Source organism: Streptomyces sp. NBC_00104 (genome assembly GCF_045160825.1).
Classification (GTDB): Bacteria; Actinomycetota; Actinomycetes; order Streptomycetales; family Streptomycetaceae; genus Streptomyces.
Genome location: NZ_CP108215.1, coordinates 1,659,974 through 1,685,176, shown reverse-complemented (window position 1 = coordinate 1,685,176; position 25,203 = coordinate 1,659,974). Strand labels below are relative to the sequence as shown.

The window sequence follows — 25,203 nt, the reverse complement described above, 5'->3', positions numbered from 1 at the left end:
CCGGAGCGAGGATGTGAGGTGGACGCCGTGCAACTGACCCCGCACGAGCAGGAGAGGCTGCTGATCCATGTGGCGGCCGACGTGGCGGAGAAGCGCCGGGCCCGCGGGCTGAAGCTGAACCACCCCGAGGCCGTCGCGCTCATCACCGCGCACATCCTCGAAGGCGCGCGGGACGGCCGTACGGTCGCCGAACTCATGGCGTCCGGGCGGCAGTTGCTCACCCGGGACGACGTCATGGAGGGCATCCCCGAGATGATCCACGACGTTCAGGTCGAGGCGACCTTCCCGGACGGCACCAAGCTCGTCACCGTCCACGACCCGATCGTCTGAGGGGGCTCGATGATTCCCGGAGAGATCCTCTTCGCCGAGGACCCGATCGTCTACAACGAGGGCCGTGAGGTCACCCGGCTCACCGTTCTCAACGCCGCCGACCGGCCCGTCCAGGTCGGCTCCCACTACCACTTCGCCGAGGCCAACCCCGGCCTGGAGTTCGACCGCGCCGCCGCGCGCGGCAAGCGGCTGAACGTCGCCGCCGGCACCGCCGTGCGCTTCGAGCCCGGGATCCCCGTCGACGTCGAACTCGTCCCGCTCACCGGCGCCCGTGTCGTGCCCGGCCTGCGCGGGGAGACCGGAGGTGCCCTCGATGCCTGAGATCTCGCGTGCCGCGTACGCCGACCTGTTCGGCCCCACCACCGGTGACCGCATCCGGCTCGCCGACACCGATCTGCTGGTCGAGATCGAGGAGGACCGTTCCGGCGGGCCCGGACTCGCCGGTGACGAGGCCGTGTTCGGCGGCGGCAAGGTCATCCGCGAATCCATGGGCCAGTCGCGTGCTACGCGCGCAGAGGGCACCCCGGACACGGTCGTCACCGGCGCGGTGATCATCGACCACTGGGGCATCGTCAAGGCCGACATCGGCATCCGCGACGGCCGGATCACCGGCATCGGCAAGGCCGGCAACCCCGACACCATGGACGGGATCCACCCCGACCTGGTCATCGGCCCCGAGACGGAGATCATCGCGGGCAACGGGCGGATCGTCACCGCCGGTGGCGTCGACGCCCACGTCCACTTCATCTGTCCGCAGATCGCCGACGAGGCACTGTCGTCCGGTGTCACGACGCTGGTCGGCGGCGGTACGGGACCCGCCGAGGGCTCTAAGGCCACCACCGTCACCCCCGGCCCCTGGCACCTCGCCCGGATGCTGGAGGCGATGGAGCAGTACCCGCTCAACATCGGCTTCCTCGGCAAGGGCAACACGGTCTCGCACGAGGCCATGCTGTCCCAGATCCGGGGCGGGGCCCTCGGCCTCAAGCTGCACGAGGACTGGGGTTCGACCCCGGCCGTCATCGACGCCTCGCTGACCGTCGCCGCACGGACCGGCATCCAGGTCGCCATCCACACGGACACCCTGAACGAGGCCGGGTTCGTCGGTGACACCCTCGCCGCCATCGCCGGACGCGGCATCCACGCGTACCACACCGAGGGCGCCGGCGGCGGGCACGCGCCCGACATCATGACCGTGGTCTCCGAGCCGCACGTCCTGCCCAGCTCCACCAACCCGACCCGGCCCTACACCGTCAACACCGCCGAGGAACACCTCGACATGCTGATGGTCTGCCACCACCTGAACGCGGCCGTGCCGGAGGATCTCGCGTTCGCGGAGTCCCGTATCCGGCCTTCCACCATCGGGGCCGAGGACATCCTGCACGACCTGGGCGCGATCTCGATCATCTCGTCGGACGCCCAGGCCATGGGCCGGGTGGGTGAGGTCATCCTGCGGACCTGGCAGACGGCCCATGTGATGAAGCGGCGGCGGGGTGCGCTGCCGGGTGACGGGCGGGCGGACAACCACCGGGTACGTCGATATGTCGCCAAGTACACGATCAACCCCGCCCTCGCACAGGGGCTCGCCCGCGAGATCGGCTCCGTCGAGACGGGTAAGCTCGCCGACCTCGTCGTCTGGGAGCCCGCGTTCTTCGGCGTCAAGCCGCACCTCGTGATCAAGGGCGGGCAGATCGCGTACGCGCAGATGGGCGACGCGAACGCCTCCATCCCCACCCCGCAGCCGATCCTCCCGCGTCCCATGTACGGGGCCATCGGGCGGGCGCCCGCCTCGAACTCGTTCAACTTCGTGGCACCGCTCGCCATCGAGGACGGGCTGCCCGAGCGGCTCTCGCTGGGAAAGCGGTTCGTCGCCATCGAGTCGACCCGTGGCGTCACGAAGGCCGACATGCGCGAGAACGACGCGCGGCCCGAGGTGCGTGTCGACCCCGACAGCTTCGCCGTGCACATCGACGGGGAGTTGGTGGAGGCCACACCGGCCGCCGAACTTCCCATGGCACAGCGGTACTTCCTCTTCTGATGGCCGAGGTGGGATGCGTGATGTCCGCGTCGCGATGCCTCATGTCCGGGAGCCGGGTTGTCTAGGGCAGCGCTTCTCGTCCTGGCCGACGGCCGCTTCCCCGCCGGAGGGCACGCGCACTCCGGCGGGGCCGAGGCGGCCGTCAAGGCCGGGCTGATCACCGGGGCGGAGGGGCTGGAGGCGTTCTGCAGGGGGCGGTTGCACACGGCGGGGCTGGTGTCGGCGGCGCTGGCCGCCGCGGCCGCGCTCGGGGTGGATCCGTCGGCCCTGGACGCCGCCGCCGATGCCCGGACGCCGTCCATCGCCCTGCGGGTCGCTTCGCGGAGGCTGGGGCGGCAGTTGATGCGGGCGGCGCGGGCGACCTGGCCGTCGGAGGAACTGGACGCGCTGGCACGGGAGTTCCCCAAGGGGGCGCATCAGCCTGTCGTGTTGGGGGTGGTGGCCAGGGCGGCCGGGTTGGGGCCGGACGACGCGGCGTACTGCTCCGTGTACGAGAGTGTGAGCGGGGCGACGAGTGCGACGGTGCGGTTGTTGAGTCTTGATCCGTTCGATGCGACCCGGGTGTTGGCGCGGTTGGCTCCCGAGATGGATGTGGTGGTGGGGGCGGCGGTCGATGCGGCGCGGGGAGTGGGGGGCGGAGGGGTCGGGAGTCTGCCTGCGGCTTCCGCGCCGCTGTTGGAGATCAGTGCGGAGGTGCATGCGGCTTGGCCTGTGCGGTTGTTCGCGTCCTGAGTTCTCTTCGCCCCCGCCGCCCCTACCCGTCCCTCCCCCACTCTCGGCTTCGCTCGAGCGGGAGGTGCCCCCATCCAGGGGCTGCGCCCCTTCGACCCCCAGGTGCGGGTCCGGTGGGGCTTCTCGCGCAGTTCCCCGCGCCCCTAAAGGCCTACGGTCCTTGCGGGCCGAAAAGCAAAGGGGCGCAGCCCCTGCTTTTCAGGGGCGCGGGGAACTGCGCGAACAGCCCCCGCCCACCCGCACCCGCCGTACAACCGTGCCGCCCGAGCCCTCCCGCGCCCCGCAGTCGAACAAGGAGCCGTATTCATGCATCTCGATCACGCTCATTCCCACGACGGCCCCTCCGCCGTGAGTGCCGACGCGCACCGGCCCGACGGCAGTCGGCGCGCCCTGCGTATCGGGCTCGGCGGGCCCGTCGGGTCGGGCAAGACCGCTACCGTCGCCGCCCTCTGCCAGGTCCTGCGGGACGAGTTGTCGCTCGCTGTGGTGACGAACGACATCTACACGCGGGAGGACGCCGAGTTCCTGCTGCGCGAAGCCGTGTTGCCGCCCGAGCGGATCACTGCCGTGGAGACGGGGGCGTGCCCGCACACGGCCATCCGGGACGACATCTCCGCGAACCTGGAGGCCGTCGAGGACCTGGAGGACGAGGTCGGACCGCTCGATCTCATTCTCGTCGAGTCCGGGGGTGACAACCTCACCGCGACCTTCTCCAAGGGGCTCGTCGACGCGCAGATCTTCGTCATCGACGTGGCCGGTGGGGACGACATCCCGCGCAAGGGCGGGCCCGGGGTCACCACGGCCGACCTGCTGGTCGTCAACAAGACCGACCTCGCGCCGTACGTCGGTTCCGACCTCGCCCGGATGGCCGCGGACGCGAAGGCGCAGCGGGCGGAGCTGCCGGTGGTGTTCCAGTCGTTGCGGAGTGAGGCCGGGGTCGGGGAAGTCGCCGCGTGGGTGCGGGAGAAGCTCGTGGCGTGGACGGCATGAGGACGGCAGGAGAGGCGGGGGCGGACGGGGGCACGGGTACCGCCGGGGTCAAGGCCACCGCACGGATCGCGGCCCGCGTCGACGGGCGGGGCGGCACGGCCCTGCCCGTGCTGGAGAGCGACGGGCCCCTGGCGTTGCGCCGCACTCGGGGGAGTGGCGACGAGGCGCGGGTCATGCTGGTCGGGGCCATGAGCGGGCCGCTCGGCGGGGACCGGTTCGCCGTCGAGGCGGAGGTCGGCGAGGGGGCCCGGCTGCGCGTCGGGTCGGCCGCCGCGACGATCGCGTTGCCGGGGCAGGCCAAGGGGGAGGCCCGTTACGACGTACGGATCGATGTCGCCGCCGGAGGCGAACTGCGGTGGCTGCCGGAGCAGTTGATCTCCGCCCAGGGGAGTGATCTGTGGGCGTCGACGCGGGTCGAACTCGGCGTCGGGGCGCGGTTGGTGTTCCGGGAGGAGCAGGTGCTCGGACGGGTGGGGGAGGAGCCCGGACGGCTCACCAGCCGGCTCGGTGTGTGGTCGGGCGGGCGGCCGTTGCTCGATCAGCAGGTGGGGTGCGGGCCGGGGGCGCCCGGTGGCTGGGACGGGCCCGCCGTGCTGGGCGGGTTTCGTGCGTTGGGGCAACTCGTCGTCGTAAGACCGGAGTTCGCCGATCGGATGCCCGGGCCGAAGGTGCTGGGGGAGACCGCCGCGCTCACTCCGCTCGCCGGGCCCGCCGTACTCGTCAGCGCGCTCGCGCCGGACGCGCTGCGGCTGCGGCGCGTGCTCGACGAAGCCCTTGCCGAGCTGGATGGTTGAGGACGGTTTGTGAGGGAGGTCCGCTGAACGGGACTTTCCGTACCGGTTATCGGATTAGTAAAGAACTCTTCGCGCCTCTGTTCTCAGGTGCCGCACAGGCACGAGGATCCCCGTGACCATTCGAAACTTCGAAACGATGTACGGGGAGTTCCCTCTTGCGAGGTATGAGGCCGACCAGAAGGACGGCGGCGTTCGGCTCCGCCGGCCTGCTCGTCACGGCGACCCTGATAGCCGGTGCCGTCGCCGCCCCCGTGGCCACCGCCGCGGACGGCGCGAGTGCGCAGGACCGCGAGGCCAAGGGCGTCGCCGTCGCCGCCGCGAAGGCGGCGAAGAAGGGCGTCGACTGGCAGGACTGTCCCGAGAGCTGGGGCCTGGAGAAGCCGATCACGTGCGGCTGGGTCACCGTGCCGCTGGACTACGCCAAGCCGAACGGCAAGCAGATCAAGCTCGCCGTGGACCGTATCGGCAACACCGGTACGAAGGAGGAGCGCCAGGGCGCGCTCGTCTACAATCCCGGCGGTCCGGGCGGCTCGGGTCTGCGTTTCCCGCGCCGGGTCACCACCAAGGCCCCGCTGTGGGTCAACACGTCCAAGGCCTACGACTTCGTGGGCTTCGACCCGCGTGGCGTGGGCAAGTCGGCGCCCATCTCCTGTGTCGACCCGCAGGAGTTCGTGAAGGCGCCGAAGATGGACCCGGTCCCGGACTCCGAGGCCGACAAGCTCAAGCAGCGCAAGCTGGCGGCCGAGTACGCGGCCGGCTGCAAGAAGCGCAGCGGCGAGATGCTGCCGCACATGACGACGCCGAACACCGCGCGTGACCTGGACGTCATCCGGGCCGCCCTGGGGGAGAAGAAGCTCAACTTCCTCGGCGTCTCCTACGGGACGTACATCGGCGCCGTCTACGGCACCCTCTTCCCGAAGCACGTGCGCCGCATGGTCGTCGACAGCGTGGTGAACCCCTCCCGCGAGAAGATCTGGTACCAGGCCAACCTGGACCAGGACATCGCCTTCGAGGGCCGCTGGAAGGACTGGACGAAGTGGGTCGCGCAGAACGACGCGACGTACCACCTCGGTGACACCCAGGCCGAGGTGCAGGCCGCGTGGCTGGAGCTGCGCGCCACCGCGAAGAAGAACCCGATCGGCGGGCTCGTCGGCCCGGCCGAGCTGATCTCCTTCTTCCAGAGCGCCCCGTACTACGACTCCGCGTGGGTGCCCACCGCCCAGGTGTGGAGCGAGTACGCCGCCGGTGACACCCAGGCGCTGGTCGACGCGGCCGCCCCGGACCTCACCGACACGGCGGGCAACGCCGCCTCGGAGAACGGCAACGCCGTCTACACGGCGGTCGAGTGCACCGACGCCAAGTGGCCCACCAGCTGGAAGAAGTGGGACCGCGACAACACGAAGCTGCACAAGAACCACCCGTTCATGACCTGGGCCAACGCCTGGATGAACCTGCCGTGCGCCACCTGGCAGTCCAAGCAGTACACCCCGGTGGACGTGAAGACCAAGAAGGGCCTGCCGCCCGTCCTGATCGTCCAGTCCGAGCGTGACGCGGCCACCCCGTACGAGGGTGCCGTCGAGCTGCACAAGCGGCTCAAGGGCTCCCGTCTGATCACGGAGACGAAGGCCGGCTCCCACGGAGTCACCGGCCTGGTCAACCCGTGTGTCAACGAGCGCGTGGACACCTACCTGCTCACCGGCAAGGTGGGCGCGGCCGACGTGAAGTGCGCACCGCACGCCACGCCGACGCCGTAGGTCCAGTCGTAGGCCCATGATCGACGCGAGGGGGCGACCGGGAGACCCGGTCGCCCCCTTCCGCGTGCGCGCACGCGGTCAGGTGGTCACGCCCGCCGCCCGGTCAGCCACGCGTCCTCCGCCGCGTAGTCGAAGAGGTCCCCGTACACCTCGGCCATCCTGGGATACGCCTCCCGCCAGTCCCGTCCGGCCGTCAACCGGCTCTCGATCCACGCGACCGTCTCCGGCAACGACTCCGCGTACCGGACCACCGGGCGGTAGCCCAACTCCCGCTCCGCCGCCGACATGTCGCACACCACGGGCACCGGCACCGACCAGGGCGTGTCGCCCACGGTGGGCGACGGGGCGGGGCCGTCCACGAGCACGTTCTCCGTCTCGACGCCCATGACCGCGTCGATCGCCGCGGCGATCTCCACGACCGTCGGCGCGTCCGGGTCGACGGCGTTCAGCACCCGGCTCCCGGGCCGTGCGGCCGCCAGCCGGATCAGTTCGGCGATGTTGTGGACGCTCGCCGGATGGAAACGGCTCGCACCGCCGTACGCCAGGACCCGGCGGCGCCGGCCGTCCAGATTGCGCTTCACGACATACAGCTCGCGCGGCGTACGGCAGTGCGGCCCGTGGACGGCGCCCGCGCGCAGCAGGGTCGTGGGCAACCGGTCGCCCCCGGCGAGGAGTTCGCGCTCCAGACCCGCCTTGCGCGTGCTGTACGAGGTGTCGTCCGGCCGGATCGTGCGCTGGCTCTCGGGCAGGGGCAGGGGGTACTCGGGGAAGCCGTCCGGCTCCGCCTGGGTGTCGAAGTTGCGGCCCTTGTCGTCCTCGTACACCGAGACGCTGGAGACGACGACCGCCGAGCCGACCCGGTCGGCCACCGCGAGCAACTGTCGGCCGTGTTCGGGGCCGTACGCCACCATGTCCACCAGCACGTCACAGCCGTCGCCGACCGCGGCCGCCAGCGCCGCGTCGTCGCCGCGATCGCCCGGCAGGGCCCGCACGTCCTCCGGCCAGCCGGTGTCCCGGCCGCCGCCCCGCGAGACGGCCGTCACCGCCCAGCCGTCCCGCGCCAGCACACCCACGGCCACCCGGCCGATCTGTCCCGTCGCTCCGATCACCACAGCACGTCGTGTCATGTCCCGACCGTACGACGCCCGCGACCGCTCCGGCGGGACGCTCTGCCAACGGCAGAACGCCTCGACAGGGTCGGCCGCGGGAACCTACCGAACACTCGGCGCCATCGGCCGAGACCCGCTCAACTCAACGGCATACGGGGGAACTTGCGCTCCTTCGCCGCCGCGGCCTCCTCCGCCTTCACGACGGCCGCGTACTGGTCGACGTACTCCTGATCGGAGAGCGAGAGGATCGCGTACATGATCTCGTCGGTGATGGCGCGCAGGACGGCCTTCTCGTTCTCCATGCCCTCGTAGCGGGAGAAGTCGAGGGGCTTGCCGAAGCGGATGACGACGGGGTGGATGTTGGGGATGACCTTGCCGGGAGGCTGCGCCTCGAAGGTGCCGATCATGGCGCAGGGGACGACGGGCACACGGGCTTTGAGCGCCATGACCGCGACACCGACCTTGCCCTTGTAGAGGCGGCCGTCGTGCGAGCGGGTGCCCTCCGGGTAGATGCCGAGGAGCTCGTCCTTGCTCAGCACGCCGAGACCCTCGCGGATGGCGGCCTGGCCCGCCTCCTTGCCGGAGCGGTCGACCGGGATCTGCCCGGCGCTGCGGAAGAAGAACGCCGTCAGCCGGCCCTTGAGGCCCGGGCCGGTGAAGTACTCGGCCTTCGCCAGGAACGTGATGCGGCGCTTGAGGATCGCGGGCATCAGGAAGTGGTCCGAGAAGGACAGGTGATTGCCCGCGACGATGGCCGCGCCCGACGGCGGTACGTGTTCGAGGCCTTCGATGCGAGGCCGGAAGACCAGTCTCAGCAGGGGACCCAGAAGCACGTATTTGAGCAGGTAATAGAACACGGCGTCTCCCTCGCGCTACCGGATCGGCTCTATGGACGTGTTCCGCCAGGTCACAGCAGACATGCGCGCACTCGATCGTGGTGCGGGTGCGGCCGTCTGCGGGCAGGTCTGATCGGACTCACGCTGACTCCTCGCTGACTTTGCTGACGTTGCGTCAGGCGCATGTGCCCTGGTGAGCCTCGTCCTGCGTGTCGACGATTGATCGTAGCCCCACGCCCCATGTCACCGGGAGGACCCCGGCTCGCCTGCGTCACCTTGCGCGGTCTTCCGGCCGAACCGCGTGGGCAGCGGCCGTCGGGTGTGCCGGGCGGCGCCGAACAGCAGGAGGCGGTGGCGAACAGCGGGGAGGCGGCGGCGAACAGCAGGGAAACCCCGGTGCCGGCGCCGACCACGGGAAGCCACCCCGGGCCCGCCACGGCCCCGGCCACCGCCAGCAGCTCTGAAGAACCGTTCGGCGTCGGGGCTCGTCGCCTTCTCTCAGCTGGTACGCGTGGGCCTCGTCGGCAGATCGACCGAGAGCTCATGGGGCCGCGGGGGTGGCTCGGGGGTCCCGCCCAACTCGTCGGACAGGCAGGCGAGATAGAGCGCCATGGTGGTGCGGTGGTCGCGCAGGGGGCGGCCGGTGAGCTGTTCGATCTTCTGCATGCGGTAGACCACGGTGTTGCGGTGGACGTGGAGCGCCTCGGCCGCCCGTACGAGGTTGAAGCCGCCCTCGCACCACGCGGTGACCGTGTCGCGGAGCACCGGCCAGTCCGGCTGGGCGCGCAGCTCCGCGGCGGTCACCGCGAGCAGACGGCCCCGGGCGGGCTGGCCGACCGCCGCCAGGACCTGGTGGATCCGCAGATCGGAGATCAGATGGACCGGGGCGCCGCCCGCCCCGCGGGCGGTCAGATGCGTGGCGGAACCGCTCGTCCGCCGGGCCGTCAGGTGGAGCGCGTCGCAGGCGTCCTGGTAGGAGTCGTGGAGCGCGCCGACGGAGTCGGCCGGTTCGCCGATGCCGGCGCGGGCCGTGAGGGAGTTCTGTGCGGCGATGACGTCGGCGACCCGGCGGCAGTCGGCGACCAGCGACGCCGTCGGCCGGTCGGGCCGGAGCCGGTGCAGTACGCCGAGCCGGCCGGGAGCGGTGGTGGCGACGATGTCCTGGGGATCGGCGAAGACCTCGCGGACCGTGCGGAGCAGTTCCGAGCGCACGAGCGCCATGTCCCGGGTGGGTGCGCCGGGCCGGCGGTTGCCCGGCGCGGCCACGGTCACCTCGAACGCCACCGCGACCCGGGGCAGCCGCAGGTCGAAGCCCAGCTCGGCGGCGCGGAAGAGCAGGAAGTCGCCCTCGACCACCTGAGGGTCGTACGAGGCCAGGTCGGCGAAGAGTTTCTCGGCCGCCCGCTCGGCGAGCAGCCGGGAGCGCAGCATCACCGACTCCCGCAGCAGGATCTCCGTCTGCCGCTTCACCAGCAGGCCGAAACGCCGCACCTGGGCGGGAGTCCCGGTGATCCCGACCGTGCCCACCGCCTGCCCGTCCGTGACCAGCGGCAGGGTGACGCCGGGGCGCACACCCCGGAGCACCAGAGCCTGTGAGGCGCTGTGCGCGGCCGGTTCCTGGGTGCGGATCACCTCGACGGAGGCCTCGTGGAAGGTGCCGACCCGGCTGCGGTCGCCGCTGCCGATGACCATGCCCTCCGCATCGGTGATCAGCACGTTGAAACCGATGACCGCGGAGGTGTCCCCGGCTATCTCCTGCGCGAGTGACGGGCTCAGCAAGGGCGTTCCTCCCGTCGGGGGGTGGACCGGAGCTGGACGCACCGTACAGCGGAGCGGGCTGTGCTCACCACAAGTTCGTACGAAGTGAACAGTGACCCGCGACCGGCCCGCTCATAGCCTTTGGGCCCATCACCTCCCGCCGGGGCACACCGCGGTGAACGGCGGGATCCCGCAGGCCGATACGGAAGGCCCACGCCGATGAACCGTCTGCGTTCCCTCGTCGCCGCTCTGTCCGCGACCCTCCTGCTGTCCACCGTCGCCGCCTGTGGTGCGGACGGCGACGACGGCCCGAAGAACGTGTCCGCGAAGACCGCCGCGCTGGGCACCCTCACCCCCGGCGTGCTCAAGGTGGCCGTCCAGCCGTACGCGCCCTACACCAGCGTCCAGGGCGACACGATCGTCGGGCTGGACGGCGACATCCTCAACCGCGTCGCGGACAAACTCGGCCTCCGGGTCGAGCCCCAGGTCACGGACTTCGCGGGCATGCTCGCCGGAGTGCAGTCCCGTCGGGTGGACATCACCATAGGCGGGGTCGCCTGGTCGGCGGACCGGCAGAAGCAGGGCCTGTTCACGGACCCGCCCTACTACTCGCCCCCGGCGATGGCCGTGCGGTCCGGCAGGACGTACCGGACCGTCGACGATCTGAAGGGCCTGGAACTCGGGACCGTCGAGGGCTATGTGTGGGTCAAGTCCATCCAGGCCGTGCCCGGCGCCGAGCTGCACGCCTACCCGGACGCCAACGGAGTCTTCGACGACCTCGGCGCGGGCCGGATCGACGTCGGGTTCCTCGACCCGCTGCTCATCATCGCGGCGCAGAAGGAACGGCCCGACCTGAAGATCGACACCCGGTACATGACGCCGCCGACCGCCGCACAGGTGAAGGCCGAACCCGCCTACCAGTACTTCCAGCCCTACCAGACCGGCTTCTACCTGCCCAAGAAGGCCACCGCGCTGGAGAAGGCGATCTCCGCGGAGATCGACGCCATGTACGGCGACGGCGAACTGAAGAAGCTCGTCGAGAAGTGGGGCGGAGACCCCGAGCAGTTCCTGAAGCCGGCCGCCGACGTCGCCACCGCGCGCCGGGGCGTGGACCGGCCCCAGGACTGGACCCCGCCGTCCATCGCGCAGTGAGGGACGACATGTCCGATCTCGCAGGTTTCTTCGAAGTCCCCTGGTCCGACTACCGGCCCGACCTGCTCGACGCACTCGGGCGCACCCTCTCCTACACGGCGGTGAGCTTCGCCGGAGCCGTACTGCTCGGCCTGGCGGTCGCCCTGCTCCGGCTGAGCAGGGCCTGGCCGGCGCGTGCCCTGGCCGCCGTCTACACCGAGGTCTTCAAGAACGTCCCGCTGCTCGCCATCATCTTCCTGACCTACTTCGGCCTGGCCTCCGCCGGACTCCGGCTGGACGTGTTCACGGCCGGCTGCCTCAGCCTCGTCGTCTTCTACGCCGCCTATCTGTCCGAGATCTTCCGGTCCGCGATCAGCGGGGTGCACGCCGGGCAGACGGAGGCCGGGGAGGCGCTGGGACTGGGCAGGGCGGGCATCTTCGGCCACATCATCCTTCCCCAGGCCGTACGGCAGGCACTGCCCGGCACCAACACCATGCTGGTCGACCTGCTGAAGTCCACCTCGCTGCTCGTCACCGTCTCCGCCGCCGAGCTGATGTCCGAGGGCCGGCTCATCACCTCGGCCACCTTCCGCGCCCTGGAGGTGTACCTCGTCGTCTCGGCCGTCTACTTCGCCCTCTGCTACCCCCTCTCCCAGCTCCTCCTGCTCGTGGAACGGAAGGTACGGGCGGGGGTCCCCCTCTCCCCGTGGCGACGGCGGCGGCTGCGCGCGGCCCGCGCCCTGCTCGGCGGTGACGTGATCACGAACACCGGCGTGGACGCGGGCCCGAACACCGGCACGAACGCGGGCCCGAACACCGGCACGAACGCCGGCCCGAACACCGGCACGAACGCCGGCCCGAACACCGGCACGAAGGAGGCGACGGCATGACCGACTCGGTCACCTCGACGACGACCGGGGCCACCACTCCGGCGCCGGCCCAGGAGGCGGTCGTACGCATCGAAGGCCTGAGCAAGTCCTTCGACGGCCGTCTGGTCCTCGACGACGTCCACCTGGAGGTCCCCCGGGGCCGCATCGTCAGCGTCATCGGGCAGAGCGGCGGCGGGAAGACCACGCTGATGCGCTGCGTCAACCTGCTGGAACGCCCGGACCGGGGCACCGTCGAGGTCGTCGGGGAGGTGGTGCACCAGGGCGGCCGTACCGTCTGCCGCGACCTGGCCCGGCTGCGCCGCACGGTCGGCATGGTCTTCCAGCGGTTCAACCTCTTCCCGCATCTCACGGCCGTCGAGAACGTCGTCCTCGCCCAGCGCAAGGCGGGCGTCCCCGAGCAGCCGGCGCTGGAGCGGGCCGTCGCCCTGCTGCGCCGGGTCAAGGTCGCCCACCGCGCCCTCGCCCTGCCAGACCAGCTCTCCGGCGGCGAACAGCAGCGCGTCGCCATCGCACGGGCCCTCGCCCTCACCCCGGAAGTGCTCCTCTTCGACGAACCCACCTCCTCCCTCGACCCGGAGGCGACCCGGGAGGTACTGAGCGTGATGCGGGAACTCGCCGCCGACGGCATGACCATGCTCCTGGTCACCCATGAACTGCCCTTCGCCCGCGAGGTCTCCGACCACGTCGTCTTCGTCGACGGCGGCCGGATCGTGGAGGAGGGCCCGCCCGAGGCGGTCCTCGACCGTCCGGCCCGCGCCCGCACCCGGGAGTTCCTCGCGTCGTACGGGACGGCGTCATGACCCGTGCGCTCGCTCCGGGGAGCCCGGTCGTGGTCGTCGGCGGTGGCGTGGTGGGGCTGTGCACGGCGTACTACCTGGCCGCGGCCGGGGTGCCGGTGGAGATCGTCGAGCGGCGCGGTCTGGGTTCCGGGGTGTCCCGGGGCAACGCGGGCTGGGTCTGCCTCAGCCACTCGACTCCGGTGCCGGCGCCGGGCGTCCTGCGCTACGCCCTGCGCTCCCTCGGCCGCCCCGACTCGCCCCTGTACCTACGGCCGCTGCCGGACCCGGCGTTCGTACGGTGGCTGTGGCGGTTCTGGCGCAGCAGCACCCCGGCCGCGTTCCGGCGCGGCTACGCGGCGATCGCCGAGCTGAACCACACCACCTTCGACCTGTTCGACGGGCTGCGCGAGGCGGGCGTCGACACGACGCTCACCCGACCCGGCATGGTGCACGCCTTCCTGTCGCCGGCCGAGGCCCGCCATCACCTCGCGGTCCAGCGGGAGATGGCGGACGGCCGCTACCCGCTGCCCGACGACGTCACCACGGGCGCCGACGCCCGTCTGCTGGACGACGCGCTGTCATCCGGGGTGCGCGCGGCGTACCTCGTGGAGGGGGAGGGGGTGGTCGATCCGGAGGCCTTCGCCCGCGCGCTCGGGGAGGCGCTCGCCGCGGCCGGTGTGAAGGTCCACGAGAACGCGGAGGCCACCGGATTCCGGTCCGGCGGCGGTCGGGTCACCGCGCTGCGCACCGCGCAGGGCGAGATCCCCTGTTCGGCGGTCGTGGTCGCGGCCGGGATGCGTTCGCCCGGTCTGCTGCGCGCCCTGGGGAGTCCGCTGCCCCTCCAGGCGGGCAAGGGTTACAGCTTCTCGGTGGACCTGGATCCGGCGCCGCGCCACACGCTGTACTTCGGCGAACGGCGGGCTGTCGCCTCACCGATCGGGGGCACCACGCGGATCGGCGGCACGATGGAGTTGAGCGGCAACAACAACCGCCTCGACTGGCGCCGGGTCGTCGCGGTCGCCCTGGCCAGCCGTCATTATCTGGGCCGGTGGTTCGACGATCCGGACGACCTGGTCGGCCTCATCCGCGATCCGTGGGTGGGCGGGCGGCCCTTCCTTCCGGACGGCCTTCCCGTCGTCGACCGGGTCCCCGGCCACGAGAACGCGTACGCGGCGACCGGGCACGGGATGCTGGGGGTCACACTGGGGCCGGTGACCGGGCACCGGCTTGCCGAGTACGTCGTCACCGGGCGGCGGCCCGACGTCCTCACGCCGTTCCGCTTCGACCGGCTGCCGTCCTGAGCACGGGGTTTCGCCCCCGGCGACCCGGGGGCCGGCCGGCATCCCGAGCGCGGTGGCGTCCTCGGGTCCGGCGGCGGACTGGGGGGAAGGTCCACCGCCGGACCCGGGACCTCGCGCCGATCCCGTCCCCACGGATTCGGCGCGTCGGGACCGTCTCCGCTCAAGGCGGTCCCGGGTCAATCGGCTCCTGCCGAGTCCACCCGCTCAGCGGGGTGGTGGCGGGAGTGGCGGGAGTGGCGTCAGACATTGGCCGGCTTCCCGAGACCACGGACAGCCGATGGTCAGATGGGGAACTTCACTCCGGTGAGCTCTTCGGACACGTCCCAGAGGCGTCGCTGGACGGTTTCGTCGTGGGAGAGGTCGCTGGACGCGACTGCGCGGGGATGCCCCTTGATCTCCCGTCGGCCGGCGGGGCCGTAGTACTGGCCCCCGAGGACCTCGGGATCGGTGGCGGCCCGCAGGGTCGGCAGCGCACCCATGGACGCTTTCTGAGTGATCAGGGGCCCGATCACGGGAGTTATCAGGCGCACCGGGGCGGGCACGTAGCGGGAGAGATCGGTATCGGCCATGCCCGGGTGGGCGGCAACGGAGATGGTCGTGCCCTGCGAGGCGAGGCGGCGTTGCAGCTCGTAGGCGAACATGAGGTTGGCGAGTTTGGACTGTCCGTAGGCCGCGATCCGATTGTAGGAGCGTTCCCACTGCAGGTCGTCGAAGTGGATGTCCGCCCGGACGCGGTGGGCGACGCTGGCGACCGTGACCACGCGGGAGCCGGGCACGGGCAGCAGCTGATCCAACAGGAGACCGGTGAGCGCGAAGTGCCCGAGGTGATTGACGCCGAACTGCAGCTCGAACCCGTCGCGCGTGGACTGCCTGGGCGGGTACATGACGCCGGCGTTGTTGACGAGCAGGTCGATCTTCGGGTGTGTGGCATGCAGCTCGGCCGCCGCGGTGCGGACGGACTCCAGTGAGGTCAGATCCAGCCGCTGGACGGCGAGGTCGGCACCGGGTACTTGCTCAGCGATACGGGTAGCGGCCTGTTTGCCCTTCTCGACGTCACGCACGGCGAGCACCACGGTCGCTCCGCGTTCGGCGAGGACGCGTGCGGTTTCGAAGCCGAGGCCGGTGTTGGCGCCGGTGACGACGGCCACCCGGTTGTCCTGGCGGGGGACACTGTGTTCGGTCCACTTGTTGCTCACGGGATCCTCCTGAATGTCGAGCGTGTTGGGGTGGGGCTGCTGCGCGGCGGGCCCGAGCAGCAGCCGAGTGGAGACGAGGTTGCGGATCTTCCCGTCCTGAGAGGGAGACTTGCTGGTCATCGGCGCCGTCCGTCCGTCAGGAGATCCGGCTCCGAGGAACTCACGCACGCAGGAGCCGAGCCGCATCGCGCAGGGCGTCGTCCAGAGGCTCGGGCTTGAGGCCGAAAACGCGGGTGGCGGCCGTGGAGTCCATGACGAACGGCCGGTCCCACTGGTAGTGGGTGATCCGCAACTCGCGCACGATCGACACGGCCACCCCGGCGGCCCACAGCACCGGATAGGGCATCGTCGTGAGCTTCGGCGCCCCCGAGCCGGTGACTTCGACGAACCGGTGGGCCAGTTGACGCAGCGTCACAGGATCGTTCGAGGGGACATGCCAGGGCTTGCCCCAGGCTCGTTCGTCGGCCGCCACGGCCACCAGCGCGGCGGCCACGTCGTTGACCGAAGTGAAGGTGTGCGGCTGGTCCAGCGGCGTGGCCGCGACGGCGCGCTTGCCGGCGAGCAAGGGCTTGGCCACGGACAGGCTGAAGCCCCCGGTGCCCTGTACCAGGTCGCTGGCGCGCACCTCGGTGACGCGGATCCGCCCGGCATCGTGGGCGGCCAGGGCGTCGCGCCACATCTGGGCCCGCAGCCGCAGCTTGGGGTGCGCACCGGGCCCGACGAGCGGCGTGCGCTCCGTCATCGGCCCGGTTACCGGCCCGTAGCCGTACAGGGGCGCCATCGAGGCGAGGACGGCACCGGTGCGCTCGGCGGCGGTGAGCAGCGAGGACGCCAGCGGCGGCCAGTCGGTCAGCCAGCGGTCGTATGCGGGGTTCGCGCAGCTGTAGAGCGCCACCGCCCCCGCGGTGAGCGCGGTGAGGCGCTCGGCGTCGGTGGCGTCCGCGGCCACTTGCTCGATGCCGGCGTGCTCGGGGCCGGTGCCTCGGCGGGACACGAGCCGGACCTGTTCGCCGCGCTCGGCCAGCAGTTTCGCCGTGGCCACGCCGCTGGCACTGGCGCCGGCGATCACATGCAGGGCCATGTGGGCACCTCGTTCCGTTTCTTGGAGAGCGGGCGTTCTCATGTGAGAGCAACTGTTCACCAGGGAGGGACTGCTATCAAGAACGGGTGTTCTCGCATCGGTGCGGCCGTTCTCGACGTGTGTCACACTGCCTGGTATGTCAGCCACATCGATACGGGCCCGCCTGCGGGCCGAGATGAGTGAAGAGATCAAGGCCGCGGCCCGCCGCCAGCTCGAAGCAGGCGGCGCGAACCTTTCGTTGCGCGCGGTTGCCCGGGAGATGGAGCTGGTGCCCTCGGCGCTGTACCGCTACTTCGCCAGCCGTGACGACCTGCTGACCGCGCTGATCATCGACGCCTACAACGCTCTCGGGGACGCGGCCGAAGCCGGGGACGCGGCCGTCGCCGACCGCGCGGACCTGCGCGGCCGCTGGCTGGGTATCTGCCACGGCGTGCGGAACTGGGCCCTGGCCAACCGTGCCGAGTACGCGCTGATCTTCGGCAGCCCGGTCCCCGGCTACACCGCCCCGCCGGACACCCTCCCCGCGGCCACCCGCACCCCGCGGGCGCTCCTGCAGATCCTCATCGACGGCTTCCGCGACGGCGCACTGCCCGATGCGGGCCCGATCGCACTTCCGGACGACGTGCGCGCCGACTTCACCCGCATCCGGCAGGATCACCTCCCCGACCTGCCCGAACCCCTGCTGGCCCTCGGCTTCCTGGGCCGTACCCACCTGTTCGGCGCCGTCAGCTTCGAGGTGTTCGGTCAATTCCCCGAGGTCATCGAGGCACGGAACACCTACTTCGACTTCCAGATGCGCCACGTGGCCGAACTGCTCGGACTGTAGGCGCACCCGTTCACCGCCGGCAGACCAAGAGGCGAGCATCGGTGTGTGGAGCGTCGCGATCTCAGGCTTGGCCGCCCGCTGTGCCCCGGCCGTGAGCGGGCATACCTGAGCGCGGACATCGTCTCGGGTCAGCTCGTATTCATCTCCAGAGCCGGCTGCCCCTCCGACCCCGCTCCCGGTGCGGTGCGTTGTCTGCGGGTTGGTCGTGGTTGCTCGCGCCGTTCCCCGCGCCCCTTTCGGGGCGCGGTGTCGGGCTTCAACCCTGCTTCAGAACCTCCCCCAACGTCCCCAGCGCCGACCGGAGTTCCGTGGCCGTGATCGTCAATGGCGGGGCCAGGCGGATGGTCGAGCCGTGGGTGTCCTTGACCAGGATTCCCTCGGCCATGAGGCGGTGGCTGATCTCGCGGCCCGTGCCGATCGCGGGGTCGACGTCGACGCCCGCCCACAGTCCGCGTGCCCGGAAGCCGACCACGCCCCGGCCGACCAGTTCCGTGAGCCCGTCCCGCAGGAGCCCGCCCAGCTCGGTGGCCCGCTGCTGGAACTCTCCCGTCCGCAGCAGCTCGACCACCGCCGAACCGACCGCCGCCGCGAGGGGGTTGCCGCCGAAGGTCGAGCCGTGCTCGCCGGGACGCAGGACCGACAGCACCTCCCGGCGGGCCACCACCGCCGACACCGGCACGATGCCGCCGCCGAGTGCCTTGCCGAGCAGTACGGCGTCGGGCAGGACGTCCTCGTGCTCGACGGCGAGCGTCCGGCCGGTGCGGCCGAGACCGGACTGGATCTCGTCCGCGACGAAGAGGCAGCCGGTGCGGCGGGTCAGCTCGCGGACCCCGCGCAGATAGCCGTCGTCCGGGATGAGCACGCCCGCCTCGCCCTGGATGGGCTCGATCAGCACCGCGGCCGTCGTCTCGTCGATCGCCGCCTCCAGCGCGGCGAGGTCGTTGTACGGGACCACACGGAAGCCGGGCGTGAACGGGCCGAACCCGTCGCGGGCCACCGGGTCCGTGGAGAAGCTGACGATCGTCGTCGTACGGCCGTGGAAGTTGTCGGCGGCGACCACGATCGTGGCCTGGTCGGCGGGGACGCCCTTCACCTCGTACGCCCACTTGCGGGCCACCTTGATCGCGCTCTCCACTGCCTCGGCGCCGGTGTTCATCGGCAGCACCATGTCCAGGCCGGTCAGCTCGGCCAGGGACTCGGCGAACTCGGCGAGCCGGTCGTTGTGGAAGGCCCGCGAGGTGAGGGTGAGCGTGTCGAGCTGGCGGTGCGCGGCCTCGATCAGCGCCGGGTGGCGGTGGCCGAAGTTGAGGGCGGAGTAGCCGGCCAGCATGTCCAGATAGCGGCGGCCCTCGACGTCCTCGACCCAGGTGCCCTCGGCCCGGGCGACGACCACGGGCAGCGGGTGGTAGTTGTGCGCGAGGACGGGCTCCTCGGCGCGGATGAGGTCGGCCGACGAACGCGTGGGGGCGGGAGCGGTCATGAGCGGACCTCCAGGGTCACGGGGCGGATCGCCCGAACCGGGCGGCGGGTCTCCTGGGTCACGGGCGGATCTCCTGGGTGACGCACTTGATGCCGCCGCCGGCCTTCTGGAACTCCGACAGGTCGACGGGGACGGGAACGTAGCCCTGCCGGGCGAGCTGGTCGGCGAGTTCCTTGGCGCGGGGCGAGATGAACACATGACGGCCGTCGGACACCGAGTTCAGGCCGAACGCCATGGCGTCCTCGCGGGTGGCGATCACCGCGTCCGGGTAGAGGCGGGCGAGGACCGCGCGGCTGCCGGGCGAGAACGCCTCCGGGTAGTACGCGATGTTGCCCGCGGAGCCGTCACCGCCGTCGTCGAGGACGAACAGGGCGGTGTCCAGATGGTAGAAGCGCGGGTCCACCAGCTGGAGGCTGATCACGGGGACGCCGAAGAACTCCTGCGCCTGGCGATGGGCCTCACGGGTGGTGCGGAAGCCGGTCCCGGCGAGCAGATAGCGGCCGGTCGGTACCAGGTCGCCCTCTCCCTCGCACACCGACTCGGAGCGCAGCACGTCGTACCCGGCGCTCTTGAACCAGGCGTCGTACGCGGTGGACTCGGGACGCCGCTCGGGCGCGTGGAACAGCGAGCCGAGGACACGGCCGCCGAGAACGAGCGCGCAGTTGGCCGCGAACACCATGTCGGGCAGCGCCGCCACCGGCTCCACGCTGTCCACGGTGTGGCCATGGGTCCGGTAGGCGAGGATCAGCTCCTGCCACTGATCCTGGGCGAGATCGACGTCCACGGGGGTGTCCGGATGCATCCAGGGATTGATCGAGTACTGCACGGCGAAGTGTCTGGGTTCGCAGACGAGAAAGCGCCGAAGGCGCGGCACACGGCTGTCGGGCACAGAGGGTCTCTCCGCTTCCTGCGGTGTCGGCTGGGATGACACCACGGTAGGAATCGGGACAGGCGCACGACAAGCAGCGAACGTTGCGTGTCCGCGCAGTAATGCTGCGTATTCGGCGGGCTCAGCGCACGTTCGCTGCGTCCTGTGTCGCGCCCGCCTCCGGAGCCTCCGGCAGCAGGTGCGACAGCACCATGTAACTGATCGTCTTCCGGATGAACGGCTCCGCGCGGATCCGCTCCAGCACCTCCTCGAAGTGCTCCACATCGATGGCCCGTACGTGGAGCAGTGCGTCCGCTCCGCCGGTCACCGTCATCGCCGCGGTGATCTCCGGGTAGTTGCGCACCACCTCCGCGAGCCGCCGGGGCGGCGCCGCGCCCTCGCAGTACACCTCCACGTACGCCTCCGTGCGCCAGCCGAGCGCCGCCGGCTGAACCGTGGCCGTGAACCCGGTGATCACCCCGGTCTCGCGCAGCCGGTCCACCCGCCGCTTGACCGCGGTGGCCGAAAGGCCGACGGCCGAACCGATCTCGGCGAAGCTGGTCCTCGCGTTCGCCATCAACGCCGTGATGATCTTGCGGTCGAGCTCGTCGAACGCCGCGGACTTGCTGCTCATGCGGGCACTGTATCCAGCGGGAGGCCTCCGCGACCCGCTACGCGAGGGCCTCCGGCGCGCGCCCGTGTGCAGGCGTGCGAATTACTCCTACACTCCACGTTCATGCTGCGCGCGCTCGCCGTCGATGACGAGAAACCCTCCCTGGAGGAGCTGCTGTACCTGCTGAACGCCGATCCACGGGTCGGCAGCGCCGAGGGAGCGAGCGACGCCACCGAGGCGCTGCGGCGGATCAACCGCGCCCTGGAGTCCGGGCCGGACGGACCCGAGGCGATCGACGTCGTCTTCCTCGACATCCAGATGGCCGGACTCGACGGCCTCGACCTCGCGCGCCTCCTCACCGGCTTCGCCCGGCCCCCGCTGGTCGTCTTCGTCACCGCGCACGAGGGCTTCGCCGTCCAGGCCTTCGACCTCAAGGCCGTCGACTACGTCCTCAAGCCCGTCCGCCGGGAACGTCTCGCCGAGGCGATACGCCGGGCCGCCCAGCTCCGCGAGGCGACCACGGCCTCGGCCCCGCCGATACCCGTCCACGAACCCGACCCCGACCAGATACCCGTCGAGCTCGGCGGGGTGACCCGCTTCGTCGCCGTCGACGACATCACCCACGTCGAGGCCCAGGGCGACTACGCCCGACTGCACACCCCCCAGGGCAGCCACCTCGTCCGCATCACCCTGTCCACCCTCGAGGAGCGCTGGCGCGCACGCGGGTTCGTCCGCATCCACCGCCGCCATCTCGTCGCCCTGCGCCACGTCGGCGAACTCCGCCTGGACGCGGGCACGGTCAGCGTCCTCGTCGGCTCCGTGGAACTCCAGGTCAGCCGCCGTCACGCACGCGAGCTGCGCGATCTGCTGATGCGCCGGACCACGGGCTGAGGAGCCGCCATGCCGAACGACCCCACCGAACGCCGCGTCGTCGTCACCGGAGTGCCCCGCCGCACCCGGCGCACCTCGGGACACCACCGCCCCCGCACCGAGATCGACGAACAGACCACCCTCGGGCACACCTACGTCAGCTCCCTCATGCGCAGCCAACTCCGCGCCGCCCTCGCCGTGTTCGCGGTCCTGGTCCTGCTGGTCGCCCCGCTGCCCCTGGTCTTCGCCGCGATACCGGACGGCGCCGGCCTGGAGTGGGCCCTGCTCGGCTTCGGCATCTACCCGCCCCTGGTCCTCCTCGCGTACTGGCACGTACGCCGCGCCGAACGCAACGAGCAGGACCTCGTCCGGCTCGTCGAGGACCGCTGAGGCGACGGAAGCCACGAACCCGTGAACGAGAAGACCGGTAGCAAGGCATGAACGAGAACTACGCCGTCCCCGCGGTCGCCCTGGTCGTCGTGGCGACGGTCTTCGTCGGCGCCTTCGGCCTGCGCATCTCCCGGACCACCTCCGACTTCTACGTCGCCTCCCGCACCGTCGGCCCCCGCCTCAACGCGGCCGCGATCAGCGGCGAATACCTCTCCGCCGCCTCCTTCCTCGGCATCGCCGGCCTCGTCCTCGTCCAGGGCCCCGACATGCTCTGGTACCCGGTCGGCTACACCGCCGGCTACCTCGTCCTCCTGCTGTTCGTCGCCGCCCCGCTGCGCCGCTCCGGCGCCTACACCCTGCCGGACTTCGCCGAGGCCCGGCTCGCCTCCAAGACCGTACGACGGCTCGCGGGGGCCTTCGTCGTCGGCGTCGGCTGGCTCTACCTCCTGCCCCAACTCCAGGGCGCCGGACTGACGTTGAACGTGCTCACCGACGCCCCTGAGTGGCTCGGCGGCGTCATCGTCGCCGTCGTCGTCTCCGCCACGGTCGCCGCCGGCGGCATGCGCAGCATCACCTTCGTCCAGGCCTTCCAGTACTGGCTCAAGCTCACCGCCCTCCTCGTCCCCGCCCTCTTCCTCGTCCTCGCCTGGCAGGGCGACGGCGCCCCGCGCCACGCCTTCGACGAGCCCGCCGAGTTCCGCGAACAGCGCGTCGTCCGCGTCGACGAGACCCTCGACCTGAAGCTCACCGGCCCGCTGACGGTCACCGCCTCCGGCACGATCGACGGCCGCCGCCTCGACGACCGGCGCGTCGACCTGCCCGCCGGCACCCACCGCATCGACCGGGGCACCCGCCTGACCTTCGCCAAGGGCGACACCGTCCCCGTCGCCGACCGCGGCACCAACGGCGGCATGTCCACCTCCCTCGCCGCGGGCCGCGAGGAACGCCCCCTGTACGCCACCTACGGGCTGATCCTCGCCACCTTCCTCGGCACCATGGGCCTGCCCCACGTCGTCGTCCGCTTCTACACCAGCCCGCACGGCGTCGCCGCCCGCCGCACCACGGTCGTCGTCCTCGGCATGATCGGCTTCTTCTACCTCCTGCCGCCGCTCTACGGGGCGCTCGGCAGGCTCTACGCCCCCGACCTCACCCTCACCGGCGACGCCGACGCGGCCGTCCTCCTCCTTCCGGACCGCATGATCGGCGGTCTCGGTGGCGACCTGCTCGGCGCGCTGGTCGCGGGCGGTGCCTTCGCGGCGTTCCTGTCCACCGCCTCCGGGCTGACCGTGGCGGTCGCGGGCGTGCTCACCCAGGACGTCCTGCCCACGCGCGGCGTACGGCACTTCCGGCTCGGCACGGTCCTCGCCATGGCGGTACCGCTCGCGGCGAGCGGCCTGGTCGGCGGGCTGCCCGTCGCCGACGCGGTCGGCCTCGCCTTCGCCGTGTCCGCCTCCTCCTTCTGCCCGCTGCTCGTCCTCGGCATCTGGTGGCGGCGCCTCACCCCGCCGGGCGCCGCCGCAGGCATGCTCGTCGGCGGCGGCGCGGCCCTCCTCGCGGTCGCCGCGACCATGGCCGGATACCCCGGCACCGGCACCCTGCACGCCCTGCTGGCCTGGCCCGCCCTCTGGTCCGTACCGCTCGGCTTCCTCACGATGGTCCTGGTGTCCCTGGCCACCCCTGGCAGGGTCCCGCCCGAGACACCGGCGATCCTGGCCCGCTTCCATCTGCCGGAGGAACTGGTCGGCGGCCGGGCGCGCGCGGCGACCAAGGAGATCGAACTGTGGCGGCGATGAGGACGGGGGCCGATCCGACCGGGGCGCCGGACGAGGACCGACCGGACGAGGACCGACCGGACGAGGACCGACCGGACCAGGGCGCCGGACGAGGGCTGCGCGGACGAGGGCGCCGGACGAGGGCTGCGCGGACGAGGGCGCCGGACGAGGGCTGCGCGGACCAGGGCGACGCGAGGACCGGCGGAAGGGAACCCACGAGCGGTGAGCGGTGTACCCATTGCAGGAGGTGAACGATGAGCGGTGAAGTGACCGGGTTCCTCGCCGGGTTCTGCGTGGCCGTGCTCCCGCTGCTCGCGGCCGGGTTCTGGCTCGGCCGCCGCACGGCCCGGCCCCGCAACAGCCTCGGCGGACTCGGCACGCCCGTCGAGCACGCCACCTTCCAGACCCTGCACACCGCCACCCTCGCCGCGCCCCCGCTGCGCGCCGGCCTCACCGAGGAGACCGCCCGCAGATCCGCCAAGCGGCTGCGCACCCTGCTGGGCACCGACGCGCTGTGCCTCACCGACCACGAGTCGGTCCTCGCCTGGGAGGGCGTGGCGGAGCACCACCGCGCCGAGATCATGGGACGGCTGGCGGGCCCCCTGGAGACCGGCCGGGGCGAGGCCTTCCGGTTGACCTGCGACATCCTCGACTGCCCGGTCCGCTGGGCGGTCGTCGCCCCCCTCACGGTCGACGACCGCGTCCACGGAGCGCTCGTCGCCTGCGCGCCCCGCGAGTCCGCCGTCCTCGTACGAGCGGCCGGGGAGGTCGCCCGCTGGGTCTCCGTCCAGCTCGAGCTGGCCGATCTCGACCAGTCCCGCACCCGGCTGATAGAGGCAGAGATCAAGGCCCTGCGCGCCCAGATCTCCCCGCACTTCATCTTCAACTCGCTCGCGGTGATCGCCTCGTTCGTCCGTACCGACCCCGAGCGCGCCCGCGAACTCCTCCTGGAATTCGCCGACTTCACCCGCTACTCGTTCCGCAGACACGGAGACTTCACGACCCTCGCCGACGAACTCCACGCCATCGACCACTACCTGGCGCTGGTCCGGGCCCGCTTCGGCGACCGGCTCTCGGTCACGCTCCAGATAGCCCCGGAGGTCCTGCCGGTCACCCTGCCGTTCCTCTGCCTCCAGCCGCTGGTCGAGAACGCGGTGAAGCACGGCCTCGAAGGCAGGACAGTGGCTGCCGCGGGCAAGAGCCACATCAGCATCACCGCGCAGGACGCGGGCGCCGAGGCGCTCGTCGTCATCGAGGACGACGGCGTCGGCATGGAACCCGAGGTGCTTCGCCGCATCCTCGCCGGCGAGAGCAGCCCCTCGGGCGGCATCGGCCTCAGCAACGTCGACGAGCGGCTGCGCCAGGTGTACGGCGACGACCACGGCCTCGTCATCGAGACCGCGGTCGGCGCGGGCATGAAGATCACCGCCCGGCTGCCCAAATACCAGCCGGGCGTACACCCGGACGGGGGAATACCCCGCGCCTGAGGGGCGCAGGGCGTGAGCCTCAGGTGCGCGACGCCACCATCCCCAGCGTCAGCAGGCCCAGCACGACCCATCCGAACCACAGCCAGCCGTTGCTGCCGAGCGCCACCGAGTAGGCCGTCACCACGACCAGCCCACCGACGGTGAGCACCCCCATGGCCTTCGTCGAACCGGGCATCGCAAC

The 25,203-nt window shown here is 71.5% G+C and carries 25 protein-coding genes; 16 read left to right on the top strand and 9 right to left on the bottom strand.

Annotated elements, in window-relative coordinates; all coding sequences use genetic code 11:
* The first annotated feature begins 27 nt into the window (after positions 1–27).
* The 7 genes from OG272_RS07210 to OG272_RS07180 all read left to right on the top strand — a co-directional run bounded on the left by OG272_RS07210 (position 28) and on the right by OG272_RS07180 (position 6,635).
* Positions 28–330, top strand: a complete 303-nt coding sequence (locus OG272_RS07210; RefSeq protein WP_037705202.1) for an urease subunit gamma — start codon at positions 28–30, stop codon at positions 328–330.
* A gap of 9 nt (positions 331–339) precedes the next feature.
* Entirely contained in the window at positions 340–651 is a 312-nt protein-coding gene (locus OG272_RS07205; RefSeq protein ID WP_055523895.1) for an urease subunit beta, read from the top strand.
* Positions 644–2,365 (top strand): urease subunit alpha, encoded by a 1,722-nt coding sequence (locus tag OG272_RS07200; protein WP_326584338.1) that lies wholly within the window; start codon positions 644–646, stop codon positions 2,363–2,365. Before OG272_RS07205 ends, OG272_RS07200 begins: the two co-directional genes overlap by 8 nt.
* A 57-nt stretch (positions 2,366–2,422) precedes the next feature.
* Positions 2,423–3,097, top strand: coding sequence for an urease accessory UreF family protein (locus tag OG272_RS07195; protein ID WP_327730752.1), 675 nt, complete (start codon positions 2,423–2,425; stop codon positions 3,095–3,097).
* A gap of 306 nt (positions 3,098–3,403) precedes the next feature.
* Entirely contained in the window at positions 3,404–4,087 is a 684-nt protein-coding gene (gene ureG, locus OG272_RS07190) for an urease accessory protein UreG (RefSeq protein WP_326584340.1), read from the top strand.
* A complete protein-coding gene (locus OG272_RS07185) occupies positions 4,084–4,881 on the top strand; it encodes an urease accessory protein UreD (RefSeq protein WP_405892903.1) in 798 nt (265 codons plus the stop codon). Before ureG ends, OG272_RS07185 begins: the two co-directional genes overlap by 4 nt.
* A 164-nt stretch (positions 4,882–5,045) precedes the next feature.
* On the top strand, positions 5,046–6,635 hold the full coding sequence (locus tag OG272_RS07180) for an alpha/beta hydrolase (RefSeq protein ID WP_326584342.1): 1,590 nt from the start codon (positions 5,046–5,048) through the stop codon (positions 6,633–6,635).
* An 86-nt stretch (positions 6,636–6,721) separates the two neighbouring features.
* On the opposite strand, the gene OG272_RS07175 is transcribed toward OG272_RS07180, so the two are convergent.
* From OG272_RS07175 to OG272_RS07165, 3 genes are all read right to left on the bottom strand, one after another.
* A complete protein-coding gene (locus OG272_RS07175; protein ID WP_327732313.1) occupies positions 6,722–7,747 on the bottom strand; it encodes an NAD(P)-dependent oxidoreductase in 1,026 nt (341 codons plus the stop codon).
* A 134-nt stretch (positions 7,748–7,881) separates the two neighbouring features.
* On the bottom strand, positions 7,882–8,601 hold the full coding sequence (locus OG272_RS07170; RefSeq protein ID WP_326584343.1) for a lysophospholipid acyltransferase family protein: 720 nt from the start codon (positions 8,599–8,601) through the stop codon (positions 7,882–7,884).
* A gap of 477 nt (positions 8,602–9,078) precedes the next feature.
* Positions 9,079–10,359 (bottom strand): sugar diacid recognition domain-containing protein, encoded by a 1,281-nt coding sequence (locus tag OG272_RS07165; protein ID WP_327730753.1) that lies wholly within the window; start codon positions 10,357–10,359, stop codon positions 9,079–9,081.
* Between the two features lie 198 nt (positions 10,360–10,557).
* On the opposite strand from OG272_RS07165, the gene OG272_RS07160 reads away from it, so the two are divergent.
* From OG272_RS07160 to OG272_RS07145, 4 genes are read left to right on the top strand one after another with little or no spacing between them, the layout of a single operon-like run.
* Positions 10,558–11,490, top strand: coding sequence for a transporter substrate-binding domain-containing protein (locus OG272_RS07160; protein ID WP_327730754.1), 933 nt, complete (start codon positions 10,558–10,560; stop codon positions 11,488–11,490).
* Between the two features lie 8 nt (positions 11,491–11,498).
* The gene (locus OG272_RS07155) at positions 11,499–12,359 is read left to right on the top strand and encodes an amino acid ABC transporter permease (RefSeq protein ID WP_405892902.1); all 861 of its coding nucleotides are present in this window, start codon (positions 11,499–11,501) and stop codon (positions 12,357–12,359) included.
* The gene (locus OG272_RS07150) at positions 12,356–13,159 is read left to right on the top strand and encodes an amino acid ABC transporter ATP-binding protein (RefSeq protein ID WP_327730756.1); all 804 of its coding nucleotides are present in this window, start codon (positions 12,356–12,358) and stop codon (positions 13,157–13,159) included. Before OG272_RS07155 ends, OG272_RS07150 begins: the two co-directional genes overlap by 4 nt.
* Positions 13,156–14,439, top strand: a complete 1,284-nt coding sequence (locus tag OG272_RS07145) for an FAD-dependent oxidoreductase (RefSeq protein WP_327730757.1) — start codon at positions 13,156–13,158, stop codon at positions 14,437–14,439. Before OG272_RS07150 ends, OG272_RS07145 begins: the two co-directional genes overlap by 4 nt.
* 281 nt (positions 14,440–14,720) lie before the next feature.
* On the opposite strand, the gene OG272_RS07140 is transcribed toward OG272_RS07145, so the two are convergent.
* Together OG272_RS07140 and OG272_RS07135 are read right to left on the bottom strand one after the other, a co-directional pair.
* A complete protein-coding gene (locus OG272_RS07140) occupies positions 14,721–15,635 on the bottom strand; it encodes an SDR family NAD(P)-dependent oxidoreductase (protein WP_327732314.1) in 915 nt (304 codons plus the stop codon).
* A 160-nt stretch (positions 15,636–15,795) separates the two neighbouring features.
* Positions 15,796–16,716 carry an NAD-dependent epimerase gene (locus OG272_RS07135; protein WP_327730758.1) on the bottom strand — a complete coding sequence of 307 codons (921 nt, stop codon included), beginning with the start codon at positions 16,714–16,716 and terminating at the stop codon, positions 15,796–15,798.
* 136 nt (positions 16,717–16,852) lie between these two features.
* Between OG272_RS07135 and OG272_RS07130 the strand changes: the two genes are divergently transcribed.
* Complete coding sequence (locus OG272_RS07130; RefSeq protein ID WP_327730759.1) at positions 16,853–17,542, top strand: TetR/AcrR family transcriptional regulator; 690 nt, start codon at positions 16,853–16,855, stop codon at positions 17,540–17,542.
* Positions 17,543–17,798: 256 nt separating this feature from the next.
* Here OG272_RS07130 and rocD read toward each other — a convergent pair whose 3' ends face one another.
* From rocD to OG272_RS07115, 3 genes are all read right to left on the bottom strand, one after another.
* Positions 17,799–19,022, bottom strand: a complete 1,224-nt coding sequence (rocD, locus tag OG272_RS07125) for an ornithine--oxo-acid transaminase (protein ID WP_327730760.1) — start codon at positions 19,020–19,022, stop codon at positions 17,799–17,801.
* Between the two features lie 58 nt (positions 19,023–19,080).
* On the bottom strand, positions 19,081–19,911 hold the full coding sequence (gene ddaH / locus OG272_RS07120; protein ID WP_327730761.1) for a dimethylargininase: 831 nt from the start codon (positions 19,909–19,911) through the stop codon (positions 19,081–19,083).
* A 121-nt stretch (positions 19,912–20,032) separates the two neighbouring features.
* Positions 20,033–20,524, bottom strand: coding sequence for an Lrp/AsnC family transcriptional regulator (locus OG272_RS07115; protein WP_326584352.1), 492 nt, complete (start codon positions 20,522–20,524; stop codon positions 20,033–20,035).
* A 102-nt stretch (positions 20,525–20,626) separates the two neighbouring features.
* On the opposite strand from OG272_RS07115, the gene OG272_RS07110 reads away from it, so the two are divergent.
* From OG272_RS07110 to OG272_RS07095, 4 genes are all read left to right on the top strand, one after another.
* A complete protein-coding gene (locus OG272_RS07110; RefSeq protein ID WP_326584353.1) occupies positions 20,627–21,394 on the top strand; it encodes a LytTR family DNA-binding domain-containing protein in 768 nt (255 codons plus the stop codon).
* A 9-nt stretch (positions 21,395–21,403) separates the two neighbouring features.
* Positions 21,404–21,763, top strand: coding sequence for a hypothetical protein (locus OG272_RS07105; RefSeq protein ID WP_326584354.1), 360 nt, complete (start codon positions 21,404–21,406; stop codon positions 21,761–21,763).
* 47 nt (positions 21,764–21,810) lie between these two features.
* Complete coding sequence (locus OG272_RS07100) at positions 21,811–23,556, top strand: cation acetate symporter (protein ID WP_326584355.1); 1,746 nt, start codon at positions 21,811–21,813, stop codon at positions 23,554–23,556.
* A gap of 245 nt (positions 23,557–23,801) precedes the next feature.
* Positions 23,802–25,022 carry a histidine kinase gene (locus tag OG272_RS07095; RefSeq protein ID WP_326585922.1) on the top strand — a complete coding sequence of 407 codons (1,221 nt, stop codon included), beginning with the start codon at positions 23,802–23,804 and terminating at the stop codon, positions 25,020–25,022.
* Positions 25,023–25,041: 19 nt separating this feature from the next.
* Here OG272_RS07095 and OG272_RS07090 read toward each other — a convergent pair whose 3' ends face one another.
* Positions 25,042–25,197 (bottom strand): hypothetical protein, encoded by a 156-nt coding sequence (locus OG272_RS07090; protein ID WP_149824039.1) that lies wholly within the window; start codon positions 25,195–25,197, stop codon positions 25,042–25,044.
* Positions 25,198–25,203: the final 6 nt, after the last annotated feature.

What these genes read in the sequence shown, in the direction of transcription:
- OG272_RS07115 (WP_326584352.1), bottom strand. Translation starts at nt 20,524, where the DNA reads ATGAGCAGCAAGTCCGCGGCGTTCGACGAGCTCGACCGCAAGATCATC.
- OG272_RS07135 (WP_327730758.1), bottom strand. Translation starts at nt 16,716, where the DNA reads ATGGCCCTGCATGTGATCGCCGGCGCCAGTGCCAGCGGCGTGGCCACG.
- OG272_RS07180 (WP_326584342.1), top strand. Translation starts at nt 5,046, where the DNA reads ATGAGGCCGACCAGAAGGACGGCGGCGTTCGGCTCCGCCGGCCTGCTC.
- ureG (WP_326584340.1), top strand. Translation starts at nt 3,404, where the DNA reads ATGCATCTCGATCACGCTCATTCCCACGACGGCCCCTCCGCCGTGAGT.
- OG272_RS07130 (WP_327730759.1), top strand. Translation starts at nt 16,853, where the DNA reads ATGTCAGCCACATCGATACGGGCCCGCCTGCGGGCCGAGATGAGTGAA.
- OG272_RS07145 (WP_327730757.1), top strand. Translation starts at nt 13,156, where the DNA reads ATGACCCGTGCGCTCGCTCCGGGGAGCCCGGTCGTGGTCGTCGGCGGT.
- OG272_RS07110 (WP_326584353.1), top strand. Translation starts at nt 20,627, where the DNA reads ATGCTGCGCGCGCTCGCCGTCGATGACGAGAAACCCTCCCTGGAGGAG.
- rocD (WP_327730760.1), bottom strand. Translation starts at nt 19,022, where the DNA reads ATGACCGCTCCCGCCCCCACGCGTTCGTCGGCCGACCTCATCCGCGCC.
- OG272_RS07185 (WP_405892903.1), top strand. Translation starts at nt 4,084, where the DNA reads ATGAGGACGGCAGGAGAGGCGGGGGCGGACGGGGGCACGGGTACCGCC.
- OG272_RS07200 (WP_326584338.1), top strand. Translation starts at nt 644, where the DNA reads ATGCCTGAGATCTCGCGTGCCGCGTACGCCGACCTGTTCGGCCCCACC.
- OG272_RS07205 (WP_055523895.1), top strand. Translation starts at nt 340, where the DNA reads ATGATTCCCGGAGAGATCCTCTTCGCCGAGGACCCGATCGTCTACAAC.
- OG272_RS07150 (WP_327730756.1), top strand. Translation starts at nt 12,356, where the DNA reads ATGACCGACTCGGTCACCTCGACGACGACCGGGGCCACCACTCCGGCG.
- OG272_RS07090 (WP_149824039.1), bottom strand. Translation starts at nt 25,197, where the DNA reads ATGCCCGGTTCGACGAAGGCCATGGGGGTGCTCACCGTCGGTGGGCTG.
- OG272_RS07160 (WP_327730754.1), top strand. Translation starts at nt 10,558, where the DNA reads ATGAACCGTCTGCGTTCCCTCGTCGCCGCTCTGTCCGCGACCCTCCTG.
- OG272_RS07155 (WP_405892902.1), top strand. Translation starts at nt 11,499, where the DNA reads ATGTCCGATCTCGCAGGTTTCTTCGAAGTCCCCTGGTCCGACTACCGG.
- OG272_RS07100 (WP_326584355.1), top strand. Translation starts at nt 21,811, where the DNA reads ATGAACGAGAACTACGCCGTCCCCGCGGTCGCCCTGGTCGTCGTGGCG.
- OG272_RS07105 (WP_326584354.1), top strand. Translation starts at nt 21,404, where the DNA reads ATGCCGAACGACCCCACCGAACGCCGCGTCGTCGTCACCGGAGTGCCC.